The 21,476-nt window shown below is 73.6% G+C and carries 16 protein-coding genes and 2 pseudogenes; 12 read left to right on the top strand and 6 right to left on the bottom strand.

The features are described 5' to 3' along the window. Positions 1-437: 437 nt before the first annotated feature. The 3 genes and pseudogenes from MET2598_RS41430 to MET2598_RS43850 form a co-directional block, all read left to right on the top strand. Entirely contained in the window at positions 438-827 is a 390-nt protein-coding gene (locus MET2598_RS41430) for a hypothetical protein (protein ID WP_157182234.1), read from the top strand. A 30-nt stretch (positions 828-857) separates the two neighbouring features. Further along, positions 858-1,130, top strand: a pseudogene (locus MET2598_RS43855) (ISL3 family transposase); the annotation flags it as partial. Between the two features lie 102 nt (positions 1,131-1,232). Then, positions 1,233-1,418, top strand: a pseudogene (locus MET2598_RS43850) (ISL3 family transposase); the annotation flags it as partial. Positions 1,419-1,552: 134 nt separating this feature from the next. Here the strand turns inward: MET2598_RS43850 and MET2598_RS0121690 are convergent. From MET2598_RS0121690 to MET2598_RS0121675, 4 genes are all read right to left on the bottom strand, one after another. Further along, entirely contained in the window at positions 1,553-1,765 is a 213-nt protein-coding gene (locus MET2598_RS0121690) for a dodecin (RefSeq protein WP_012331202.1), read from the bottom strand. 398 nt (positions 1,766-2,163) lie between these two features. After that, positions 2,164-3,855, bottom strand: a complete 1,692-nt coding sequence (locus tag MET2598_RS0121685) for a methyl-accepting chemotaxis protein (RefSeq protein WP_018262327.1) — start codon at positions 3,853-3,855, stop codon at positions 2,164-2,166. A 314-nt stretch (positions 3,856-4,169) separates the two neighbouring features. Beyond that, positions 4,170-4,784, bottom strand: coding sequence for a carboxymuconolactone decarboxylase family protein (locus tag MET2598_RS0121680; protein ID WP_018262326.1), 615 nt, complete (start codon positions 4,782-4,784; stop codon positions 4,170-4,172). A gap of 209 nt (positions 4,785-4,993) precedes the next feature. Further along, positions 4,994-5,815: a nucleoside phosphorylase gene (locus tag MET2598_RS0121675; RefSeq protein WP_018262325.1), complete on the bottom strand. Its 822-nt coding sequence runs from the start codon at positions 5,813-5,815 to the stop codon at positions 4,994-4,996. Between the two features lie 227 nt (positions 5,816-6,042). Here MET2598_RS0121675 and MET2598_RS0121670 point away from each other — a divergent pair, with 227 nt between their 5' ends. Both MET2598_RS0121670 and MET2598_RS0121665 read left to right on the top strand, forming a co-directional pair. Further along, a complete protein-coding gene (locus MET2598_RS0121670) occupies positions 6,043-6,237 on the top strand; it encodes a hypothetical protein (RefSeq protein WP_012331208.1) in 195 nt (64 codons plus the stop codon). A 357-nt stretch (positions 6,238-6,594) separates the two neighbouring features. Continuing rightward, positions 6,595-8,025 (top strand): DEAD/DEAH box helicase family protein, encoded by a 1,431-nt coding sequence (locus tag MET2598_RS0121665; RefSeq protein ID WP_018262324.1) that lies wholly within the window; start codon positions 6,595-6,597, stop codon positions 8,023-8,025. A 33-nt stretch (positions 8,026-8,058) separates the two neighbouring features. Here MET2598_RS0121665 and MET2598_RS0121660 read toward each other — a convergent pair whose 3' ends face one another. Continuing rightward, positions 8,059-8,370 carry a helix-turn-helix domain-containing protein gene (locus tag MET2598_RS0121660; RefSeq protein WP_012331210.1) on the bottom strand — a complete coding sequence of 104 codons (312 nt, stop codon included), beginning with the start codon at positions 8,368-8,370 and terminating at the stop codon, positions 8,059-8,061. 470 nt (positions 8,371-8,840) lie between these two features. On the opposite strand from MET2598_RS0121660, the gene MET2598_RS0121655 reads away from it, so the two are divergent. From MET2598_RS0121655 to MET2598_RS0121625, 7 genes are all read left to right on the top strand, one after another. Then, on the top strand, positions 8,841-10,607 hold the full coding sequence (locus MET2598_RS0121655; protein ID WP_012331211.1) for a type I secretion system permease/ATPase: 1,767 nt from the start codon (positions 8,841-8,843) through the stop codon (positions 10,605-10,607). 3 nt (positions 10,608-10,610) lie between these two features. After that, positions 10,611-11,993 carry an HlyD family type I secretion periplasmic adaptor subunit gene (locus MET2598_RS0121650; RefSeq protein WP_018262323.1) on the top strand — a complete coding sequence of 461 codons (1,383 nt, stop codon included), beginning with the start codon at positions 10,611-10,613 and terminating at the stop codon, positions 11,991-11,993. A gap of 174 nt (positions 11,994-12,167) precedes the next feature. Further along, on the top strand, positions 12,168-15,059 hold the full coding sequence (locus tag MET2598_RS0121645; RefSeq protein WP_026190864.1) for a hypothetical protein: 2,892 nt from the start codon (positions 12,168-12,170) through the stop codon (positions 15,057-15,059). Positions 15,060-15,352: 293 nt separating this feature from the next. Beyond that, positions 15,353-16,135 (top strand): sigma-70 family RNA polymerase sigma factor, encoded by a 783-nt coding sequence (locus MET2598_RS0121640; protein WP_012331214.1) that lies wholly within the window; start codon positions 15,353-15,355, stop codon positions 16,133-16,135. Then, positions 16,132-16,485, top strand: a complete 354-nt coding sequence (locus tag MET2598_RS0121635; RefSeq protein WP_012331215.1) for a hypothetical protein — start codon at positions 16,132-16,134, stop codon at positions 16,483-16,485. The genes MET2598_RS0121640 and MET2598_RS0121635 overlap by 4 nt, the downstream gene beginning before the upstream one ends. 313 nt (positions 16,486-16,798) lie before the next feature. Further along, the gene (locus tag MET2598_RS0121630; protein ID WP_012331216.1) at positions 16,799-17,041 is read left to right on the top strand and encodes a hypothetical protein; all 243 of its coding nucleotides are present in this window, start codon (positions 16,799-16,801) and stop codon (positions 17,039-17,041) included. 42 nt (positions 17,042-17,083) lie between these two features. Beyond that, positions 17,084-17,503 (top strand): DUF1236 domain-containing protein, encoded by a 420-nt coding sequence (locus MET2598_RS0121625; RefSeq protein ID WP_012331217.1) that lies wholly within the window; start codon positions 17,084-17,086, stop codon positions 17,501-17,503. A 69-nt stretch (positions 17,504-17,572) separates the two neighbouring features. On the opposite strand, the gene MET2598_RS0121620 is transcribed toward MET2598_RS0121625, so the two are convergent. Beyond that, positions 17,573-21,460, bottom strand: a complete 3,888-nt coding sequence (locus tag MET2598_RS0121620; protein ID WP_018262322.1) for a glycosyltransferase — start codon at positions 21,458-21,460, stop codon at positions 17,573-17,575. Between the last annotated feature and the right edge of the window lie 16 nt (positions 21,461-21,476).

Raw genomic sequence — 21,476 nt, 5'->3', positions numbered from 1 at the left:
AGGCGGTTGGGAGCGTCTGCCGTCCGCACCCGTGAGACGGCTTGAGGGCCTTCACGAGTGAAGATGGCGGCGACACTGTATCCGCCAGAGGCGAAGATGAAATACATCCGGACCAGCGCGGAAGCCGGCAGGGACGGTGATCAAGGACATCCGCCGCGCCACGCGCCGGCAGTTCTCGGCCGAGCAGAAGGTCCGCCTCGTGCTGGAGGGCCTGCGCGGTACACGGGGGGGTACTCCGGATTTGAGGCCGGGGTCGGAGCATCCTCAAGGGCAGCGTGACAGGGCCCGAGACCGGCGGCGTTGAGATGGATCAAGGTGCCCCCAGGCCGGCCCGGCAGGATGCTTCACTCGTCCAAGACTGTGGCACCTATTGATGCGGCAGCGCCTATCCAGACGAAGCGTGGGCCCTTCAAGAAGCGGGACGGAGGGCAACAAGAATGGTGTTTTTGCTAAAAATCGCTCTCTCAGTAGCTTCGTTTGCCGCGTCCGGAATGATGATAGATTTTTTCGCGCCGGGAGTGATGAAAGAACTTAGCTCAAACACCGTGTTTTTTTTATCTGTTCCCCTGCTTATCGCAATATGGCGCAGGAGCGGCCTTCTGTTAACGAAATTGGCGTCCGGTCTCGCGGGTATAATTATCGGGTTGATCTTCGTGGTGGCCCGGCGTGACATTCCGATAGCGCTTTATCGATCTGGCGTATCAAGATCGGTCGTAGTGGCTTCGGACGCGGCTTTGCAGCTTGGAGGCTACCTCGTTCCTGGTTTCGTCGCGTTGTTAGCTTTATCGGTCGCGCGCCGTCACGAGCCGCGCAAAAGTTTAAACTGAGACGCTGTTCAGCAAGCATTGCCTCCCTACCCCGCCTCGACGAGCACCGAGGCGGTCACACCATCGCCAATCGCCTCTCCCAAGCAACGGGCCTGGATCATGGTGCAACCGGTTGCCACGCTGCCGCCTCGCGCTACGGCCGACCTCGCCCGCATCCGGCAGGATGTTGAAGCCGCACGGGTCGCCGATCTGGCGCAGCAGTTTACGTTGCTGGTGCGCGCCTGCGGTCTTGGCAACGACCGGCCAGCGGATGCCGCCGGCGAACTCGACAGATGGTTGCTGGAAACGCGCAACTGCGGCGTCGCTGCGCTAGAGCATTTTCCGACGAAGTGGATGCCGGTTCGTCGCAGAACATGCGGCAAGATCAAAGATCGAGAGCGGCACCCGGTTGCAACGTGATCGGGTGCCGCTCTAGAGACCTTCGCGGCTGGTTTGGCGCAGGATGGGGCGGCCGTTCGAGCGGCGCTGATGGCGTCATGGAGTAACGCCCAGGCGGAAGGGCAGATCAGTCGGCTGAAGATGCTCAAGCGCACCATGTACGGTCGCGCCAGCTTCGCACTCCTCCGTCGCCGCACCCTCATCGCTGCTTGATCCACGCAAAGCGCGGAAGAACCACCGAAACGGTGGAGGATCAACTTCCGCTTCCTGCGTTGAAGCGGATGTTTGATGCGGCAGAGGCGAGGGTCCGCAAGGGGTCACTCGGAGCCCGTCATGGTTCAGACCACTCAAGCCTTTTCCATGGTGAAGCCGACCTTCAGCGTGACCTGGTAGTGCTGCACCTTACCGCCTTCGATCTGGCCACGGGTCTCCAGCACTTCAAACCATCGCAAGTTGCGCACCGTCTGGCTTGCGCGCTCGATGGCCTGCTGGATCGCGTCTTCAATCGATACCTTGGACGACCCCACGAGCTCGATGACCTTGTAGATGTGCTCAGACATCACGGCCTCCTCATCGCCATCGTTCAAAGATTGTGGAGGCGAAAGGGTTAGGATCAAGGGGTCAGTAGGGCTGGAGCACGACAAGGCCCAACTTGGCCATACGAGCGCATCAAATCAGCCGTCCTGCCATTGAACCTCGCGCTTTCATTGAATTGTGAGCAGTGAAGCTGAAGCCCAGGCAGGAAGGCTCCCGAGTGGGCGGTTTAGCCAACAACGTAGTTGCGCCATTTGCCGACATCCAGCGGGTGCGGCTTGAACCGCCGCTTCCGACCCGGCCGGACGCGCAACCATCCTGGACCGCGGCTCCCCGCGACGGGCCGCCAAGCCCTGCCGCGAGACCCCGCCGACCGGCGACGGCGACGTTCGGGGCCCGGCGAGGCGCCCCGGGGGGCGGCCGCTCAGGCCGCCCGGACGGTCGCGAGGAAGCCGGCGACCTCGGTCCGGAGATGCTCGGACTGGCGCGACAGCTCGGAGGCCGAGGCGAGAACCTGGGCGGCGGCGGCGCCCGTCTCCTCGGAGGCCTGGGCCACGCCCGCGATGGTGCGCGTCACCTCGGCCGTGCCGGTCGAGGCCTGGGCCACGTTGCGCACGATCTCCTGCGTGGCCGCACCCTGCTGCTCGACCGCCGCCGCGATGCTCGCCGAGACCGCGTTCACCTCCCGGATCCGGCCGGTGATCGACCCGATGGCGCCGACCGCCTGCCCGGTCACGCCCTGCACCTCGCCGATCTGACGCGCAATCTCCTCCGTCACCTTGGCGGTCTGCTCGGCCAGCGCCTTCACCTCGGCGGCGACCACCGCGAAGCCGCGGCCCGCCGCGCCGGCCCGCGCCGCCTCGATCGTCGCGTTGAGCGCCAGCAGGTTGGTCTGGCCGGCGATGCCCGAGATCAGGCCCACCATGTCGCCGATCCTGCCCGAGGTGGCTTGCAGCGCCTGGACGAGCGCGGTGGTCTTGTCCGCCTCCGCCACCGCGTGCTGCGCCAGGGTGGCCGAGCCGCTGACCCGGCGGCCGATCTCCTGCACGGAGGCGCCGAGCTCCTCGGCCGCGCTCGCCACCGTGCCGACGTTGGAGGCGGCCTCCTCCGCCGCGGCCGCCACCGTGCTGGACTGGCTCGCCGTCTCCGTCGCGGTGGCCGTCATCTGCTGAGCGGTCGCCTGCAGCTCGGTCGCCGAGGACGAGACCAGGCCCACGATGCCGCCCACCGCCCGCTCGAAGCGGTCGGCCAGCTCGATCATCGTGCGCCGGCGTTCGGCCGCCGCAGCCGCGTCGGCGCGCCGCTTGACCTCGGCCTCCTCGGCGGCCTTGCGGGCGACCATGGCCCTGATGCCCTCGACCGCCCTGCCGACCGCGCCGATCTCGTCGCCGCGGCCGGCCTCCGGGATCGCCGCGTTCACCTCACCCGCGGCGATCCGCTGCAGCACCGCGACGAGGCGGCCCAGCGGACGCGTGATGCCGAACACCGCCATCAGCATCGCCGCCACGATGCCGACCACCACGCCGAGCGCGCTGAACGCCATCAGGCTGTGGCGCGTGGCGTTGGTCTGCGCGGTGAGGTCGTTCGAGCCCCTCTCCATGTAATCGGCGATGTCCTGCCTCAGCTTGACGGCATCCCGCACCACGCCGGAGAAGGTCGGGTCGATGGCGCTGTGCACCATGCCCAGGGCATCCGCGTTCCGATTATGCGCGCCGAGGCGGCGCACCTCCTCGACGGCCGTCACGAACGTCTCGACGCGGGCAGCCTGCGCCTGGACGCGCTCGGCGAAGCTCGGCGCCTCCTCACGCAGATCCGCGAGGGCCTTCCGCAGCCGGGGCAGCACGGCGTCGAAGCCCCGGTCGGCGGCCTTGATCTGCGGCTCCTCGGTCTCCGCGATGAGGCGATAGACCCAGTAATTGAGTTCGAACAACTGTTGGTTGATAAGTCGCGCCGTCGCCGCCGCGCGCGCCTCGCGCACGATGAACAGGCTGTAGGCGTCATCGATCCGGGTCATGCGCGATTGCGCGTACCAGACGCAGCCACCGACGATCAGACCGATGAGCGCGATGACGCTGGAGAGCTTGGGCAGGATCTTGATGTCGGATAGGTGCGGCATAGGAAATCAATCCAAATCGTGTTTCCCATGCCCCCCTTATCCCAGGGGAATGCTTAACAAATACGTCAGGTTTTGTCTGAACATACAGTCGCGATGCGCGCGACGCCGACCATGGCGGCGCTCGGGACGAGGCCGGCGCGGCCGATCCAGCCAGAGCTGCGCGCGATCAGCCCGCGCCGCGGCCGCGCCGCGACACCCCGTCCGGCCGCCCTCGGGCCCTGCGACCGCGACGGGGCGGCCGTGCCGACCCGCTCGCCCGGGCCGGCGGAACGGTGCGGGTCGAGCGGCCGCGCGGGGGCGCGCCGCCGCGCCCCTCATTCCGGCAGCCGCGGGAGGGGCGTCCCATCCGGCGGCAGGCCGTAGCGGGCGGCGTTCAGCTCCATGGCCAGGAAGGTGTAGTAGCCGCTGATCGCCGCGAGATCGACCACGCCCGCCTTGCCGAAGCGGCTCTCCGCCCGCGCGAAGGTCGCGTCCGACACCCGCTTGTTCTGCTGGAGCTCGGTGGTGAAGTCGTAGACGATCGCCTCGTCGGCGCTCAGGCCCTCCGGGCGGCGCCCGTCGCGGATCGCCTCGATGATCTCCGGCGCGATGCCGACCTTCCGGGCGATCGGGGCGTGGACGTACCACTCGTAGTCCTGCGACCAGTGCCGCGCGTTGATCAGGATCACCAGTTCGGACAGCGTGGTCCCGATCTTCGGCTTGTAGCGCAGGTAGTCGCCCATCTGGCGCGCGAGCGTCATCACCTCGGGCGAGTGCATGAGCGGCTCGAAGGGACCGAAGACCTTGACCTTGCGGGCCGCCTCGAACTCCTCGGCGGCCTTCCTCTGCTCGGGCGTGTACTGGTCGGGCGGGATGGTCGGCAGGCGGTCCGCCGCGAAGGCCAGGGCCGGGGCGAGGGCGAGAGCGAGGGCGGGGAGACGGCGGATCATCGGCGAGGCTCCGGAACGGACGCGGCGAGGCCCGGCCCGGATGCGATGCCCCGCGGCGGGCCCCCGATCAGGGTGCGCCGCACGGGAACGCGTCGGGCCGTCCGGGCGACACTGCCCCGCGCGGCGCCGCGCCGATAGGGGGCGCCGCGCGACACCGCGCCGGCCCGCCGCGCGGGCCGGCGGCGCGGATCCCGCCCCTCCGCCCGGCCCTATCCGGGCCTGGGCGCGCGCGACCGCTCCCAGGCCTCCGCGACGGCCTGCGCGAGGGCCAGGGAGGTCGGGGCGCCGTCCGCCTCGCCCTTCTCGAAGTCGCCCGCCTGGCCCATCCGGTTGGTCACGTGCGCGAAGCAGAGCACGGCGCGGCGGCGCGCCGCGGCGAAGGCGTAGAGCGCGGCCGCCTCCATCTCGACCGCCAGGAGGCCCGCCGCCCGGGCCGCCGCGATGGCCTCGGCGGTCTCGCGGTAGGGCGCATCGGTCGTCCAGGTGGCGCCGCGCTCGATCGGCTCGCCCACCTCCGCCAGCCCCGCCCCGACCGACGCCACCAGGGCCGGGTCGGCCTGCGCGAAGTCGCCGGCCGGCAGGTAGTGGTAGCTCGTGCCCTCGTCGCGCAGCGCGCGCTCGATCAGGATGAAGTACGGCGGCGGCCGCAGCGCCGTGATCTGACCCGACGAGGTGATGCTGATGAGCAGGCGGCAGCCGGAGGCGAACATCTGCTCGGCCACCAGCACGGCGTAGGGCGCGCCCACCGCGCAGCCGACGATGCCGAACGCGCGACCGCCCTGCTCGAAGCGGTCCATCGCCGAGTGGTAGCAGGCCCAGCCCTCGACGGGCCGGGCCCTGCCGGCGGCGCGCAGGTGGCGGACGACGTCGCCGTCCGGGTCCAGGATGCAGACCTCCGGCACGGGCGCGTCGGGGATGCGCCGCTGCCGGCGCGCCTCGCGCAGCAGGCTCTGCGGCGTGAACGCGGACGCCGCCTCCGGGTGCTTGTCGCGCAGGATCGGCGGCAGGGGGCGAGGGGGCGGAGCACTCATGCGGCCACTCTCGGCGCGCGGCACGGTCGCGGCAACCGGGCCGGCGACGGGCGTGGCGAGGGGGCGTCGCGCGCCAGGCGGCGCGCGGGCGGGCGGCTCCCGCGCGGCCTAACCCACATGGCTCGGTTGTCGAAGCTGAGCCCGCTATTTACTGGCGCCCGCCGAGCACGCAGCGAAATGGGGCCGCAGGCCCGGGCGTGCAATCCAGGATGGTAGGATTCACGCCCATGGTCATCGCCCTCGTGGGGTCCGCCATCCTCGGCGGGACGATCACGCTCGCCTCGCTCGCGCCCGTCCTGGGATTGAAGGCCCTCCTGGTGGCGCCGTTCGGCGGCAGCCTCGCGGCCGGGCTGGTGGTCGCGGTCTCCTGCGCGAGAGCGGCGAAGCGCGTCGCCGCGCCGACCACCCTGAGCGAGGTCTGATCCGGGAACCGGTTGATCACAGCGGAGCCCGGATCCCGAGCCCGCGCGGCGCCTGAGCGCGGCGCCTGAGCGAAGCCCACATCCGCATGGGCGAAACGGGAGATGGCGAAGCCATCGACCGGATGTCGGATGACGCCTCCCGGCCGCCCTCGCCCGTTCGTCCCGCGGTGGGATCGGGGCCGCGCCTTGCGCGCCGCGGCGGCCCCGCGCGTCCACGGGCCGCGCCCTTTCGGCTTGCCTCAAGCCGCGCCGCGTGGCCCAGGGAGCGCTCACCGCGGTGAGCCGGGATGCCCCGTCCGGGGCCGCTCGCGCCGCCCATCGCAGCCCGCCGCGAGCGAGAGCCCCCGCCCCGACGCGATGTCAGCCGATCCCCCTCCCCTGTTCGTGCCCCGCCCGCACCAGCGCGAGGGGCGCGACGCGATCCTGGCCCACCGCGCCGCGGGCCGCCCGGGCTTCCTCCTCGGCGACATGACCGGCCTCGGCAAGACGCTGACCGCGTGGTCCGCCCTGGCCGCCATGCCCGAGCGCGAGATCCTGATCGTCTGCCCCAAGGGCGGCCTGCCGCAATGGCGCCGCACCATCGCGGGCAGCGGCCTGCCCGCCAAGAGCGTGACGCTGATCAACTACGAGCGCACCAAGTCGCTGTTCCTGCCGCCGCCGGACAGCACCCGGCGCTCGACCCGCGCCCGCAACAACGAACTCGCCCGCGAGGGGCGCCCCAAGCGGGCCTGGCCGCTGGTGGTGTTCGACGAGGCCCACCGGCTGCGCAACCCCTACGCCCAGCAGAGCATGGCCTGCCGCCAGCTCGCCGACCAGGCGGCGTTCGCGATCTACATGAGCGCCACGGCCGGGCAGGCGCCGCACGAGCTGTTCTATCTCGGGCGCCTGCTCGGGCGGGCGGCGGGCCGGGAGGTGGCGTCCCTGGCCGATTTCCGCGCCCTGATGCGCGCGCTCGGGATCGGGCGCGCCAGGGGGCGCTGGACGAACTGGAGCTGGACGCCGAACCCGCGCGACCGCGCCGTGATGGCCGACCTGCTCTACCGGGGCCGCGACGCGATCGGCCTGCGCCGCCGCCCGGCGGACATCGCGGGCTGGCCGGAGGCGCAGCGCGAACTCGCCCCGACTGCGCTCGGCCCGGAGGAGCGCCGCCTCTACGACGCGTCCTGGCGCGAGTTCCGGCGCGCGTTCGGGCTGCTCGGCGGCGCGACGCGGCGCCCGGCGGGCTGGGCGGCGGACCTGCGCTTCCGCCAGAAGGCGAGCCTGCTGCGGGTCGCGGGCACCGCCGCCTTCGCGGGCGACCTGCTGGAGGCCGGCGAGCAGGTCGCCCTCTCGGTCGCCTTCCTGGAGACGTCGGCCCTGCTCGCCGAGACCCTGCGCGGGCAGCGCTGGCGGGTCGGCGAGATCAACGGGGAGCGCCCGGCCGAGGCGAACGAGGCGACCCGGCTCGACTTCCAGCGCGGCCTGCTCGACGCTCTCGTGTTCACGGTCACGGAATCGATCTCGCTGCACCGGCACGAACTGCCCAGCGGCGAGCGCCCGCGCGCGCTCGTGGTGCACGACATGCGCCACAGCGCGATCCAGCTGCAGCAGATCGAGGGACGCTGCCACCGCGACGGCCAGCACGCGGTGATCTACTACGCCTACGCCGAGGACACGGTCGAGGAGCGGATCGCCGCGACGGCGGTCGCCCGCATGGCGGCGATGGACGGGATGGCCGGCGACGACACCGCCATGGCGGACGCGCTCGCGGCGGTCCTGGCGGAGGCGGCCGCGCGCGCGGAGCGCTGACCCCGGCCGGCTCCCCCGACGGCCGCGGCCGCCTCAGGGCCGCGGCGCCTCCGCCCCGAACAGGATGTCGTGCGTCATCGGGTCGTAGAACCGCATCAAGGACCGCACGAAGTGCCGGACGTCGACCTCCAGCGCCTCGGCCCAGGCCCGGTAGCGGTCCGGGGGGATGCGGCCCCGGCCGGTCTCCAGCTGGGAGATGAAGGTGTAGTACTCGGCACCGACCAGCGCCGCGAGCTGCCGCTGCGAGAGGCCGCGCGCCTCCCTCAGCTCCTTGAGGTAGCGGCCGCCTTCCCGGCGCAGTTCCTGGACCTCCTCGGAGTCCAGACGCTGATGGTGAGCATACACGGTGGATGCCTTCCTGCGGGCCTCACCTGCGAGCGCCCCGCCTGTACAGTGACATTCATATACCCCTGTCCGGCCGGCGGTGTCCAGGGCGATCCCGCCCGGGCGCCTTGACGGTCCTTGCGGCGGTCCGTCCGGCGGTCCTCCGGGCGGCGCCGCGCCGGCCCGGAGGGGTACCCGCGTCCCGCGCACTTGGAATAAATACAACTTGCCCTATCATCGCGTGATCGGGGCGCGACGCACGCCGTCGGCCAGCGACCTGGGGGGGGCGCCACGAGACCTGGACACGAGACCTGGACAAGAGACCCGGACGCGAGACCTGCACGCGAGACCCGGACCCGAAACAAACCCCCCGGCCGATCGTTGGCTCCCGAGTCCCGGGTCGGCTGCCGCGGACCGGGTCGGACCGACCGCGGCCGCTCCGCTGATGCCCATCGTTCCGCGCCTCGGCGCCTCCTTGGCGGGATTTCGGTATGACGAGTGACCGGGCGACGTCCGTCCTGCAGAGCGGCCTGCGCTCCCTGCGTCCGGTCCTGGCGACCGCGTTCGTCTTCAGTTTCTTCATCAACATCCTGCTGTTCGTCACACCCCTGTACATGCTGCAGATCTACGACAGGGTGTTGTCGAGCCGCAGCGAGGCGACGCTGGTCGGCGTCAGCCTGATCGCCGCCTTCGCGCTCGCGGTCTATTCGTGCCTCGAGATGCTCCGCGCGCGCATCCTGGTGCGCGGCGGGGTGATCTTCGATCAGGCGATCGCGACCCCGATCTACGACGCGGTGCATCGCAGCATCCTGCGCAGGCCCGGGAGCGGGCAGGACGCGGCCCTGCGCGACCTCGACGTCCTGCGCGAATTCCTCACCGGCAGCGGCCTCCTGGCGTTCTGCGACGCGCCCTGGACCCCGATCTTCCTGCTCGCCTGCTTCGCCCTGCATCCCTGGTTCGGATGGATGGCCCTGGCGGGCGGCTCGGCGATCCTGGCTCTGACGCTCGTCAACGAGGTCGCCACCCGCCGGCTGCTCGACGCGGCGAACCGGGCCTCGCACGCGGCCGCGCAGCAGGCCCGCGCCAGCGCCCGCAACGCCGAGGTGCTGCACGCCATGGGCATGGTCGCGGCCGTGCGCGAACTCTGGCGCGCGCCCCACCAGGACGTGCTGATGCTGCAGGCCCGCGCCAGCGACCGGGCCGGCCTCATCGTCGCCGCGACGAAGTACGTCCGCATGCTGCTGCAGACGATGGTGCTCGGCCTCGGCGCCTACCTCGCCATCCGCCGGGAGATCTCGGCCGGGTCGATGATCGCCGCCTCGATCATCATCGGCCGCGCCCTGGCCCCGATCGAGGCGATCGTCGCCCACTGGAAGGGCGTCACCGCGGCCCGGGCGAGCTACCGCCGGCTGGCGGACCTGGTCTCGGCGGCCGGGGCGGAGCCGCGGCGGATGAGCCTGCCGCGGCCCCGCGGCGAGGTCGAGATCGAGAACGCCTCGGTGGCGGCGCCCGGCGGGGCGGCGCCGATCCTGCGCGGCGTCAGCGTGCGGATCGAGGCCGGGAGCGTCGTCGGGATCGTCGGACCCAGCGCCTCGGGGAAATCGACGCTCGCCCGCGCCCTGACCGGGGTGTGGCCGCTTCTCGGCGGCACGGTGCGGATCGATGGCGCCGAGATCGGGCACTGGGACCCGCAGGCCCTCGGCCGCTACCTCGGCTACCTGCCCCAGGACGTCGAGCTCCTCGACGGCACCGTGGCCGAGACCATCGCGCGCTTCGCCGTCGAGGACGAGGGGGCGATCGTCGAGGTGGCGCGCAGGGCCGGCTGCCACGCGCTGATCCAGGCGCTCCCGGACGGCTACAACACCCGGATCGGCCCGGGAGGGCACGGGCTGTCGGGCGGGCAGCGCCAGCGCATCGCCCTCGCCCGGGCCATGTACGGCGCGCCCAGCCTCGTCGTGCTCGACGAGCCGAATGCGAGCCTCGATCAGGCCGGCGAGGCGGCCCTGATCCAGGCCGTGGCGGACCTCAAGCGCCACGGCGCCACGGTGATCCTGATCACCCACAAGCTCGGCATCCTGGCCGGTGCCGATCAGGTGCTGGTGATGAACGAGGGCCGCGTCCAGGCCTTCGGCGCGGCGGAGCCGATCCTGGCGCAGCTCACGGGCGGGCGGCCGCTTCCCGCCTCCGCGCCGGCGGCGATCGGGGACGGCGTCGTCGACCGCCGGTTGCAGGAGCGGCCCCGCGCCGCGACGGGCTGAGCGATGACCACCGGGACCGCCCGCTTCCTGCCCGTCCCCGGATCGCCCCGGCCCGTCGCCCCGCGCCCCGAGGCGGGGGCCGGGCCGGCGCGGCCGGCCGAGATGACGAATTGGCGGCTCTACGCCGTCGCGGGCTACGCCCTGATCGCGCTGACCTTCGGGGTCGTCGGCGGCTGGGCCGCGCGGGTCCGGCTGGACCGCGCGGTCATCAGCCCGGGCGTCGTCGTGGCGGAGACGAGCCGCAAGGTGGTCCAGCATTTCGAGGGCGGCATGGTCCTCGACGTGCTGGTGAAGGACGGCCAGAGCGTGCGGGAGGGCGACGTCCTCCTGCGCCTCGACCCGCTGCAGTCGCGGGCGAGCGCCGACTTGTTCCGCACCCAGCTCGACGCCGCCCTGATCCTCGAGGCCCGCCTGCGGGCCGAGCAGGACGCGGCGGCCGACCTCGACCTGCCGCCCGACATCGTCGCGCGGCGCGACGAGGCGCCGATCGCCCGGGCGATCGGCGACCAGCGCAACCAGCTCGCGGAGCGCCGCAAGTCGATGCGCGCCCAGCTCGACCTCATCGCGGCGCGCGTGCGGCAGCTGAGGGTCGAGATGGAGGGGCTGGCGGCCGAGAGGGCCTCGGTCGAGGCGCAGGTCCGCTACATCGACGAGGAGCTCGGCGGCCTGCGCAGCCTGCGCGACAAGAACCTCATCCCGCTCTCGCGGCTCCTGATGATGGAGCGGGAACGCACCCGGCTCCAGGGCGTGATCGGGCGCTCGGTGGCGGAGACGGCCAAGGCCGAGAACGCCATCGGCGAGGCCGGCATGCAGGTCACCCAGATCGAGCAGAGGCGCCAGGAATCCGTCACCGCCCAGCTCCTGGAGACCCGCCAGAAGATCTCCGAACTGCGCGAGAAGCTGCTCGTCGCCCAGGACGTGCTGCGGCGGCACGAGGTGCGCGCCCCGCACGGCGGCGTCATCCAGGGCCTCAAGGTCTACACGATCGGGCAGGTCGTCCGCCCCGGCGAGCCGCTGATGGAGATCGTCCCGACGCGCGACCGGCTGGTGATCAGCGTGCAGTTCTCGCCGCAGGATCTGGAGGCCGTCCATGCCGGGATGCGGGCCGAGGTCAAGCTGCCCACCTTCCAGACGCGCCGGACCCCGGCGATCTTCGGGACGCTCAGGACGGTGTCGCGCGACCGGCTGATCGACGAGGCGACCAAGCAGCCCTACTTCGCCGGGATCGTCGAGATCGACGAGCACGACGTGCCGGGCGACGTCAGGGACCGCCTCCTGGCCGGACTTCCCGCGGAGATCGTCCTCTCGGCCGGGGAGCGGACGGCCCTCGACTACATGGTCTCACCCCTCTTCGACGCGATGGGACGTGCCTTCCATGAGCGCTGAGCATCACTCGCCGAGACGGTCGCCGGTGCGGTGGCGGACCATGATGCGGGAACGAGAGAGTCGGCAGGATCGCGCGGGCCATGCTGCGTAGGTCCGGACGGGACGGGTGCGCGCGCCGGGGGCCTCGGGGATGCCCCGCTCCGGCCCCGCGCTTCTGTGCGGAGTGAGGGCGAAATGGGTGCTGTCATCTCCTTCTTCCGGCCCGCGCCGACGACGCGCGGGGATTGGTCCCAGCAGGAGCTGGCCGAGTTCTACCGGGTCGAGGCCGCCCTGGTCCGGGCCGGGATGCGGATCACCAGCGATCAGGGCCTGAGCGACGAGGCCGACCCGTGGTTCGTCTTCTGCCGGGCGGACGGCGACGTGATCATGCACTTCGCCCGCATCGACGGGCGCTACGTGGTCGGAAGCGCGGTGCTGGACCAGCCGATGCAGGGTCCCGACTTCCGCGCCCTGCTCAACCAGATCGCGGTCCGCTACCCGGCGCTGCTGCCCATCCCGCAGGGCCAGGGCGGCACGACGCTCGTGGTTCACCCGGCCGCCCTGCTGGCGGCCATCGTCGCGGCCGCGGCCTTCCTGCTGTCCGAGGACGACGCCGCCGCCTCCGAACTCGCCCCGGTCGAGCCGCTGCCCGGGCCGGCGGCCGCCGGCCGGCCGGGACCGGTCGCGCCGCCCCGCTCGGCGGAGGCGGGAGGCGCGGGCGAGGCCCAATCGCAGCACGACGATCACCGCCGGCACGTCGCCGCGATCGTGACCACCGCGATGCTGTTCGCCGTGGACGCCGCGCCCGACGAGGCCGGCCCGCGGCCGGAGACGGACCTCGCGCCGACGAGCGCCGCGAGCGCGGCGGACGGCGCCTCCTGGCACGGGGACGCGGCGCTGCCGGCGGTTCCCTCCTCGGGCAGCCCGCGCGCCACGGACGCCTCCGCGCCGGCCGCGCCCCCGCTCTCCCGCGGCGGCAATGCTCAGGACCTCGACGGGGCCGGGCGCGGCGGGGCGGCGCCGGCCGGCCCGGTCCATCCGGCCCGGCCCGATCCCGGCGAGGGACCCGACCTCTCGCGGACGCCGCTCACCGAGAAGGCGGCCGGCGCCCGGCCCAACGAGGCGGGGCAGCAGGCGGGCGCCCAGGCGGCCGGCTCTCCCGCCACGGCCGAATCCGCGTCCGGCGGCCACCCGTCCGGGACGGCGCCGGGCGCCGCGGACCACGCGAGCGAGACGGTGCAGGCCGACGCCTCGGCCGCCACCTCGGCTGCTCCTGGCGCCGATCCGGGCGCCAAGGCCGCTCACGCCGCGGCGCCCGTCCCGGCCGCGACCGAGGCCGCCCCGGAGGCGGGCCGGGGCGAAACCGGCGCCGCGAGGGCGCTCGCGCCGCCGTCGCGCCAGGAGGGCGCCGCCGAGGCCGGCCCGGCCGCGAGCCGCGCGGGGGCGGACCATGCCGCGCCGGGCGAGAGCGAGGGCCGGGGCGCCGCACACGGCGCGGGCGAGGGCGGCGCCACCGGCAGCCGGGCCTCGGAGGCGTCCGGCCCGAAGGCGGATGACGCGCCGGGCGACGGGGCGGGCCACGGCGCCGCCGAGCGCGCCGGCGCCCACGCCGGCCCCGTCCGCGAGGCGGCGAGCGACGCCGCCCGCGGCCCGGGCCGGGGCGATGATGCGCAGGCCGAGCGCGCGGAGGTCCGGCCCGACCGGTCCGGCCCGGATGCGGCCGGCACCGACCGGGCTCCCGGGGCCGACGCGCCGCACGGCGCGCGCGCCGACGCCCCGGCCGCGCAGGATTCGGATCACGGGAGCGGTCACGCGGCCCGGGTGCCGGTCACGGCGGGAGAAGGACTCGGGGCCGGCCCCGCCTCGGCGGCCGGTGCGATCGCGGGCACGGCCATCGACCCGGACCACCCGGGGACGCCGCGCGGGCCGGGCGCGGCGGCCGCGTCCCCGGAGATCGGCGCGGCCCGGGCCGAGCCCTCGGGACACGGCGACGGCGCGGTGGCCGCGGTGCCGGGAGGCAGCAGCGACGCTTCCCGCATCGTCCCGGCGGTTCCGACGGCGGCAGGTTACGCGCCGACGGACGATGCCGCCTCCGGGCAGGATCGGGATGGGATCCGCCCCGATCACGCGGGCCCGGCCGGTCCCGGCACCGCTCCGGTCACCGCGCCGGCCGTGCCGCCCGCGGCGAGCGGCGAGATCTGGGCGGCGGGCGCGAGCGACGCGGCCGGCCCCGCTGTCCCGGCCGCCGAGCCGACCGAGAGCGCCGGCCAGGGCGGCGGGCTTCCGGGCGGTCACCCCGCGGCGCCGGATGCGCCCCCGGTCCCGGCGGGAACCGGGCCCGCGGGCGCCGAGGCGCATCCCGCGCCGGGGGCGACCGTCGCTCCCGGCCATCCGGGCCCGCAGGCGCGCGATCCGGGGGCCGCCCCGGGCGGGGCGGGCGCCGAGGCCGGGTCGACGGCGGCGAGCCATTCGGGCGCGGAGAATGCCGTCTCGGATCGTGGCCACGCCGAGGGCGCACCGGAGCAGGTCATCGATCCGCTCGGCCACGGCCGGGCCGCTCCCGGGACCGGCGCGGAGACCCCGTCGGCCCCGAGCGCCGCGAGACCCGACGCCGCGACGCCGCTGGCGGGCCACGAAGCGGCCGGCAGCGCCGCGTCGGATCGGAGCCCGGTCGACGGCGCCGCGGGAGGAGAGGCCCCCGCCGCGGACCGCCACGCCGCGCACGCCCCCGGGGCCGATGCGGCCTCGCCCCCCGCCGGTGCGGCGCAGGCCGCGCCGGATCCCGGGCATCCCGCCGTCGCGCCCGAACCCGCGGGCTCGCCCCCGCCGCCGGCTGCCGGCGCGGCGAGCCCGGCGGTGGGGTCCGCGGCCGCGCAGGCGGGGCATGCCCCGGCGCCGAGCGCGCCCTCCGGCCCCGTGCAGGCCGAGATCGGGGCGGATGGCACCCTCGTCTTCGCTCCGGGCAATCCGCACCCGGTCCCGGCGGCGCCGGCCGGGCCGGCCCACGACGGGGCCGCGCACGCGGAGGTCGGGCTCGTGGGCATCGCTCATCACGACGCGGTGCCGGTCCACCCGAATTTCCACTGACGCGGCCGCGGGAGCCCGGGGCCGGCCGCGACGGGTTGACCCTCCGGGCCCCGGGGTTGTACAGTGAAATTGTAACTTTCCTTCGCTGTATGCTCCCGGCGGGCGGGGTCGTCCGCCGGGGAGGCGGCGCGGGGACGGGCGCGGGCGCCGAGGGGCGGCCATGGTTGCAGGCGGATCCCCGCGCGTTCGGGGCTCTGCCCCGCCCGGGAGGCCCGCGCGGCGTTCGTCCGGCCGTGTTCCGAGACCGCGGGCAAGACCGTGAATGAACTCTCGAAGGCGGGTGTCGCAGCGTGTTGCACAGAACATCGAGACTGGTCCGAACCACGGCGAGCGCGCGGCACGCGCCGACGCCCGTCCTCGCGTGCGCGCCGCTCTCGCATCGGGAGCCGGCGGCCCGGGAGCCCGCGGCGGCCGATCGCCGGCCGCAGCTCGCGCCCTTCCTGCGCGACCATCTCGGCCGGCAGCTGCGAACCGCCTACGCGGCCTTCGTCAGCGCGCCGCACCCCTCGGAGGTGCGCGAGGCGATCGCGCGCCTGGAGGCGGCCCTGGCGGGGCAGCCGGCCGTCGTCTCCCGCTTCCGCGACGATCTGCTGGCGGCGCTGCCGGCCTTGCGCGGCTTCGCCCTGTCGCTGACGGCCAACGTGATCCAGGCCGACGACCTTGTGCAGGAGACGATGCTGCGCGCCTGGCAGAACCAGCACCGCTTCGAGGTCGGGACGAACCTCAAGGCGTGGCTGTTCACGATCCTGCGCAACCAGTTCTACACGAACGGCCGGCGGCGGCGCCGCGAGGTCGAGGATGCGGACGGCGCCGCCGCCGCGCAGCTGGTCTCCCTCCCGGCCCAGGAGGACGGTGTCGAGCTGCGCGAGGTCTGGGCGGAGCTCGGCAGGCTGCCGGCCGCGCAGCGCGAGGCCCTGCTGCTGGTCGCCATGCACGGCATGACCTACGAGGCCGCCGCGGAGCTGATGAACTGCCAGGTCGGGACGGCGAAGAGCCGGGTCAATCGCGCGCGCGCCGCCCTCGCGCAGGCGCTGGGCTACGAGGCGGGACGGCCCGGTCGCGCGGCCGGGCCGTGAGGCGCGCCGCGCCGGGCCGCGCCTCCCCTCGCCGCCTCCCGAAATCCGCCGAGCACGGAAGCATCGTCATCGCGTCCTCGTCCGACACCACCGACAAGCGGCGGCTCGGCCGCCTGCGGACCCGTGCGCGCCGCATCGGGATCAGCGTCGCGAAGCTGCGGGGCGCCAAGCCCGATGCGTTCGTGCTCTCCTACACGCACCTGGACCTGCCGCTGGGCGGGTGCGACCCGCGCGGCATGTCGCTCGACCGGGCCGAGCAGATGATCCGCGTGGCGGAGCAGGGCCGGGGGACCCGGTCGGCGCGCCGGCGGCCTGCGCAGCGCGACGCGGGCTCCGTCCGGCGGGGCTGATGGAACGGTCCGCCCGGCACCGGCATTTCCGGGACCGCACGCGCTCACCCCGTCCGCCGGCCCCTTCGCAGCCGGCGTGGCCTTCCGTGCGCCCCAGGAGAACCTGCCCCGCCTCACAGTGCAGGAGGGACTATTGCTCAGGGCATGCGTGTCCGACAGCTCATTCCCGCCGAACCTGGGCCAGGCAAGCCAGATTAAATAGATCATTCCTCAACTTAAGTCGCGGTTAAACGAGATACCGCGGGCGAGATGCCGGAACCTGTGCGCTGAAACGGGCGTTTATGGCGCAGTTCTGAACTGAGGAGCATGACGCATGCGCACCGTCTTCGTCGCGACCCTGGCGGCCACTGTCCTGGCGGGCCTCTCCGGCTCGGCCATGGCCGAGGAGACCACCGTGATCCATCGCGACCGGGCCCCGGGCGTCGCCGTCGAGCACCGCGAGGGCGTGGTCGAGCACCGCGAGGTCACCACCGGCAGCGTCGATTGCGGCTCCAAGACCGTCCACAAGGAGGACGGTATGGGCAACTCCAAGACCGTCCACAAGGAAGGCTGCTGATCGCGCCGCGCTGAACTGCCGGATTTGTCGAGAGGACGCATCATGACCAGCAAACTGCTTCTGGCCGCCGTCGCGGCGGCCACCCTCGGGCTGCCGCTGGCGGCCCAGGCTCAGGGAACCCTGCGCGGGGCGCAGGAGGGTGCCGAGGCGGGCGCGGCCGCGGCCGGCCCGGTGGGCGGCATCGTCGGCGGGGCGGTGGGGGCCGCGACCGGCACGGTCGGCGGCATCCTCGGCGTGGACGACCGTCCGCGCTTCCGCTCCTACGTGCGCGAGCGGCACCTGCCCTCGTACCGGTACAGGGAGGACGTCCGCGTCGGGGCCGTGCTGCCCTCCTCGGGCGTGACCTACTACGACGTGCCGGCCGAGTACCATGTGCGGCCCGGCTACCGCTACACGGTCGTCAACGACCAGCCGGTCCTGGTGGACCCGCACACCCACCGGATCGTCGAGGTGATCGAGTAGGGACCATCCTGGGCGAGCCCGGCAGGGCTCGCCTGCGTGAGCCCGGCAGGGTTCCCGCGCGGGCTTCCGTCAGGCGCCCGCGCGGGCGGCCGACGCCGTCGCCGCCGACGCGCAGACCCGGGGGAGCCAGGCCCCGCCCGTCCCGGCCGGCGCCCTCGGGGCGCATGCGGGTTCCTCCGCGTTGGGGGCCGGCCGCAGCGGCGGCCCGGGACGGCGCTCGCCGAGAATCTCGCCGTAGAGACGCAGCAGGTCGTCGCCCTGATCGGCCGCCGTGCGGACGGCCCGGCCCTCAGGAGGCGGAACCTGGAAGCGCGCCGGGTCCTGATCGATCTCCGCCAGGATCGCCCGCAGGTCGCGGGGTGACGCCACGTCGATGACGAATCCGTCGACGCCCGGCACGATGTCCTTGCCCACCGCGCCCCGGTCGCTCGCCACCACCCAGAGTCCGAAGGCCTGCGCCTCGCGCGCCACGAGGCCGAAGCTCTCCGGCCAGAGCGAGGGCACCAGCAGGACGTCGAGTTCGCCGTAGAGCGCCGCGATCTCCTCCTGCGGCACCGGACCCACGATCCGGACCGGCGTCGTGCCCCACACGTCGTGCCGCACGTGGTCCCGCTCCTGGGCGAGATCGACCAGGGTGAGGCTCAGGTTGCGGAACGCCTTGGTGCGCAGGACCGCCTCGATCAGCCACGCGCCCTTGTGCGCCTCGCGGCCCCCCACGTGGCCGAGGCGCACGCGCGGCCCCTTCCCCGCCGCGCGCCGCCGGACCGTGCCGGGCGACAGGCCGTTCGGCACGCTGATCGTCCGCGCGAAGCCCGCGTCCCGGTAGATCTGCGCGAAGCTCTCCGACACGGCCAGGATCCGGTCGGCCCCCTGGAGGAGGCGGGCGAGGCGGCGGCGCCGCACGATCCGCGCCGCCGCGTCGCGGGGCCCCTCCGCCGAGGCCTGCAAGGTGTCCGCGCGCGTCCGCACCACCCTCCCGTCGCGGTCGAGCAGGAACTGGTGGTCCGAGATCCACCAGCCGTCATGCACGGTCACGAGGTGCGGCAGGCCGCGCGCCTGGACCGCCTCGACGGCCGAGGCGGTCAGCCGCTGCACGCAGTGGAAGTGGACGAGGTCCGGCTGCAACCGGTCGAGGGCGGCCGCGAAGACGCTCCCGACCGTCGGATTGAACGGCCGCCCATCCATGTCGGCCTCGATCGGCGTCGAGATGCGGACGACCGGCATGCCCCGGTAGGCGTCGATGCGCATCCGGCCCTCCGGCGCGACGCCCTCGTCGCTCGCCACGACCGCGAAGTCGAAGCGGTCGCCCGCGCGATCCAGGAAGTGGTCGAGATTGTCGCGCACCACCCGGGTGGCGCCGCCGATCGTCTGGGGCGGGAAGAACACGTTGGAGACGAGGATGAGCGGCTTCCTCACCGCGGCCGGAACCGGGGCGGAGGGGCGGGGCGGGGGCAGGATGTCCGCGAGCGCCCGCGCCGACGCGTCGAGCGCGTAGAGCTGCCGCGCCTTCTCCCGCGCCGCGAGCCCGATCCGGCGGCGGAGCCCCGGATCCCCGACCAGGCGCTCCAGCGCGCGCGTCCACTCCTCCGGGGTGGAGGCGAGGAGCGCGTCCTCCCCGTCGACGAGGATCTCCCGGTAGGTGCGCGTGCCGCTCACCACGGACGGGATGCCGCAGGTCGCGGCCTCCAGCCACTTGATCTCGCTCTTGGCGTCCGCCACCCGGCCCGGTTGCAGGACCGCGACGTTTATGTCGACGCCCGAGAGGATCTCCCAGTAATCGCCCACCTCGGCCGTGAAGCCCATCGTCTGGATCTGGTGCGCGCAGGCTCTCAGCGCCGGGCCGAGCTTCAGGTGGCCGGCGATCAGGAGGCGGACCTGCGGGTGGCGTTGCAGGATCGCGAGCAGGGCCGGTCCGATCAGGTCGTTGAAGTCGCGGTTGTGCGCCTTGGTGCCGGAGCCGTAGAAGATCGTCACGGTGTCGCCGGGCTCCGCGAGCGGCGGGTCCGGCTGATCGAGGAAGTGGTCGTTGCGCGCGTCCAGGCCGTTGCGCATCAGGTGGCAGCGCTGCTGGCGCAGGATCGGGGCCATCGCCTCCGCCAGGGCGGGCGTCGCGGCGAGGCCCTCGTCGCACTGGGACATGGCGAACCGGAACAGCGGCACGCCGGCCTGCAGCTCGGCGTAGTCCTCCCGGGTGATCTGCCCCTCGAAGCTCTCGAAGGGATCCGGATAGCTCGCCGCGTCGAAGATCAGGTCGTCCACGTCGTAGAAGGTGCGCAGGCCGAGGGCCCGCGCGGTGAGGATCGCGTGGAGGATGTCGGGAAAGGCGGCCACCCGGTAGAAGATCGCGGCACTCGCCCCGGGCAGGGCCTGGCGGAAGGCCTCGGTCTCGTTCTGCCCGAAGACCCGGACGGTCCAGCCCCCGCGCTCCAGCTGCTGCCGGCGCTGCTCGACGCGGTAATGGACGCATTGCGGCAGGTCGAGATTGGCCAGCATGACGATCGCGCCGCCGGGGACCGGGGGGAGCGGGGCCGGGAGCGGCAGCACGAGGGGCAGGTCGAGGGCGAGCTGGTTCAGGGCGTCGTCGAGGATCGCGTCGCCCTGCGCCCGCAGGCCCTGGCGGTAGGCCGCGCGGGCGACCTCGCGATGGGCGGTGAAGCTCTGGTCGAGGAGTTTCCTGGCGGTGTCGCGCCAGCGCGCGTCGCGGCTCCACCGGGGCGAGGAGGCGCGGATCTGGGCAAGGGCCGCCGGCAGGTCGCCGGCGGCGAGTCCCTCGGCGGCGTGGATGTGGCTCCACAGGCTGCTGGCGGGCTCCCTCGCGGCGGCGACGTAGTCGCCCGTGGCGGCCGCGTCCTGGCCGAGCGCGCGGGCCGCCTCGGCGCGGCCGTGCAGGCGGGCGGAGCTCGGACCGCCGCGGGCGATGGCCTCGTCGTAGGCGCGAAGCGCGACGCTGCCCTGGTGGCGCAGGAGTGCGCGAAAGCCGACCTGGGCCAGGAAGGACGGCGCGTCGGGCCCGCGGATCACGTCGAGGCACCCTCCCGGGAGCCCGTGGTCGAGCCAGTGGGCGAGAAGCTGGGTGCGGGTCAGGTCGGCCAGGCCGGCCTGGGTCGCGCGGTAGGCCTCGGCATCGAAGCACGACGGGAACGCGCCCTGGCCGATCAGGGCGGCGGTGCAGGCGCGCTCGTTCGGGGCGAAGCCCAGCTCGACCCCCTCGCGCAGCCAGTGACGGTAGAGGTCGGCATCGCCGAGGCTGGCCGCCACCGGATGGTTCGCCCGGTAGAAGGCCGGGTCGAACGCGTCCTCGATGTTGAGGGGGGCGAGCCGGTCGACGCCCTGCTCGGCGAAGAGCAGCATGCCCTGGATGCGGGTCGCCGGAGCGGCCCCGATCCAGTCCGCGTTCAGGAAGGTGAACTGCGCGAGATCGAAGCGCTGCTGCCAGCGCCCGGGCATCAGGTCGTGCCGGCGCAGATGCGCCGCGACGAGCGCGTCGTCGACCTCGGCGCAGACCAGGGAGGGCCAGGCGGCCTCGTCGCCGCGCTCGGATTCCCGCCGGAACCGGCGCCGCTCCACGCGCCCGAACTGGACGTAATGCGCCGCGTATTCCCAATCCTCCTGGAGCAGGGCCGCGAGGTCCTGGTTCAGGTCGCGGTAGATCGTCGGGTCGAAGCCCTCAGGCAGGTCCCCGTGCTTGGTGAAAAGATGGGCGAGATAGGCGGTCCGGGTCGGGAAGCGCCGCTCCTTGCGCCCGTGCACGAGGTAGTGCGACAGCAGCGCCTTGGCGTCCCGGAGATGGCGCAGGTCCGGATAGAGCCGGCTGTAGAAGTCCGGATCGAATTCCACGCTCTGCCCGAGCCAACGGGATCCTCCGGCCTTCCTGGCGAGCAGGCCCAGGAGACGGGCGCAGAAGTCGGACATCCGTTCGAGGCTGAGCGCGTCGCGACGGTACAGAGCGTTCGTCATGGCCAGTACGACTCCG

The organism is Methylobacterium sp. WSM2598 (assembly GCF_000379105.1).
Classification (GTDB): domain Bacteria; phylum Pseudomonadota; class Alphaproteobacteria; order Rhizobiales; family Beijerinckiaceae; genus Methylobacterium.
Note: the sequence above shows the minus strand (reverse complement) of the source record. Positions and strands in the feature narration are given on the sequence as shown.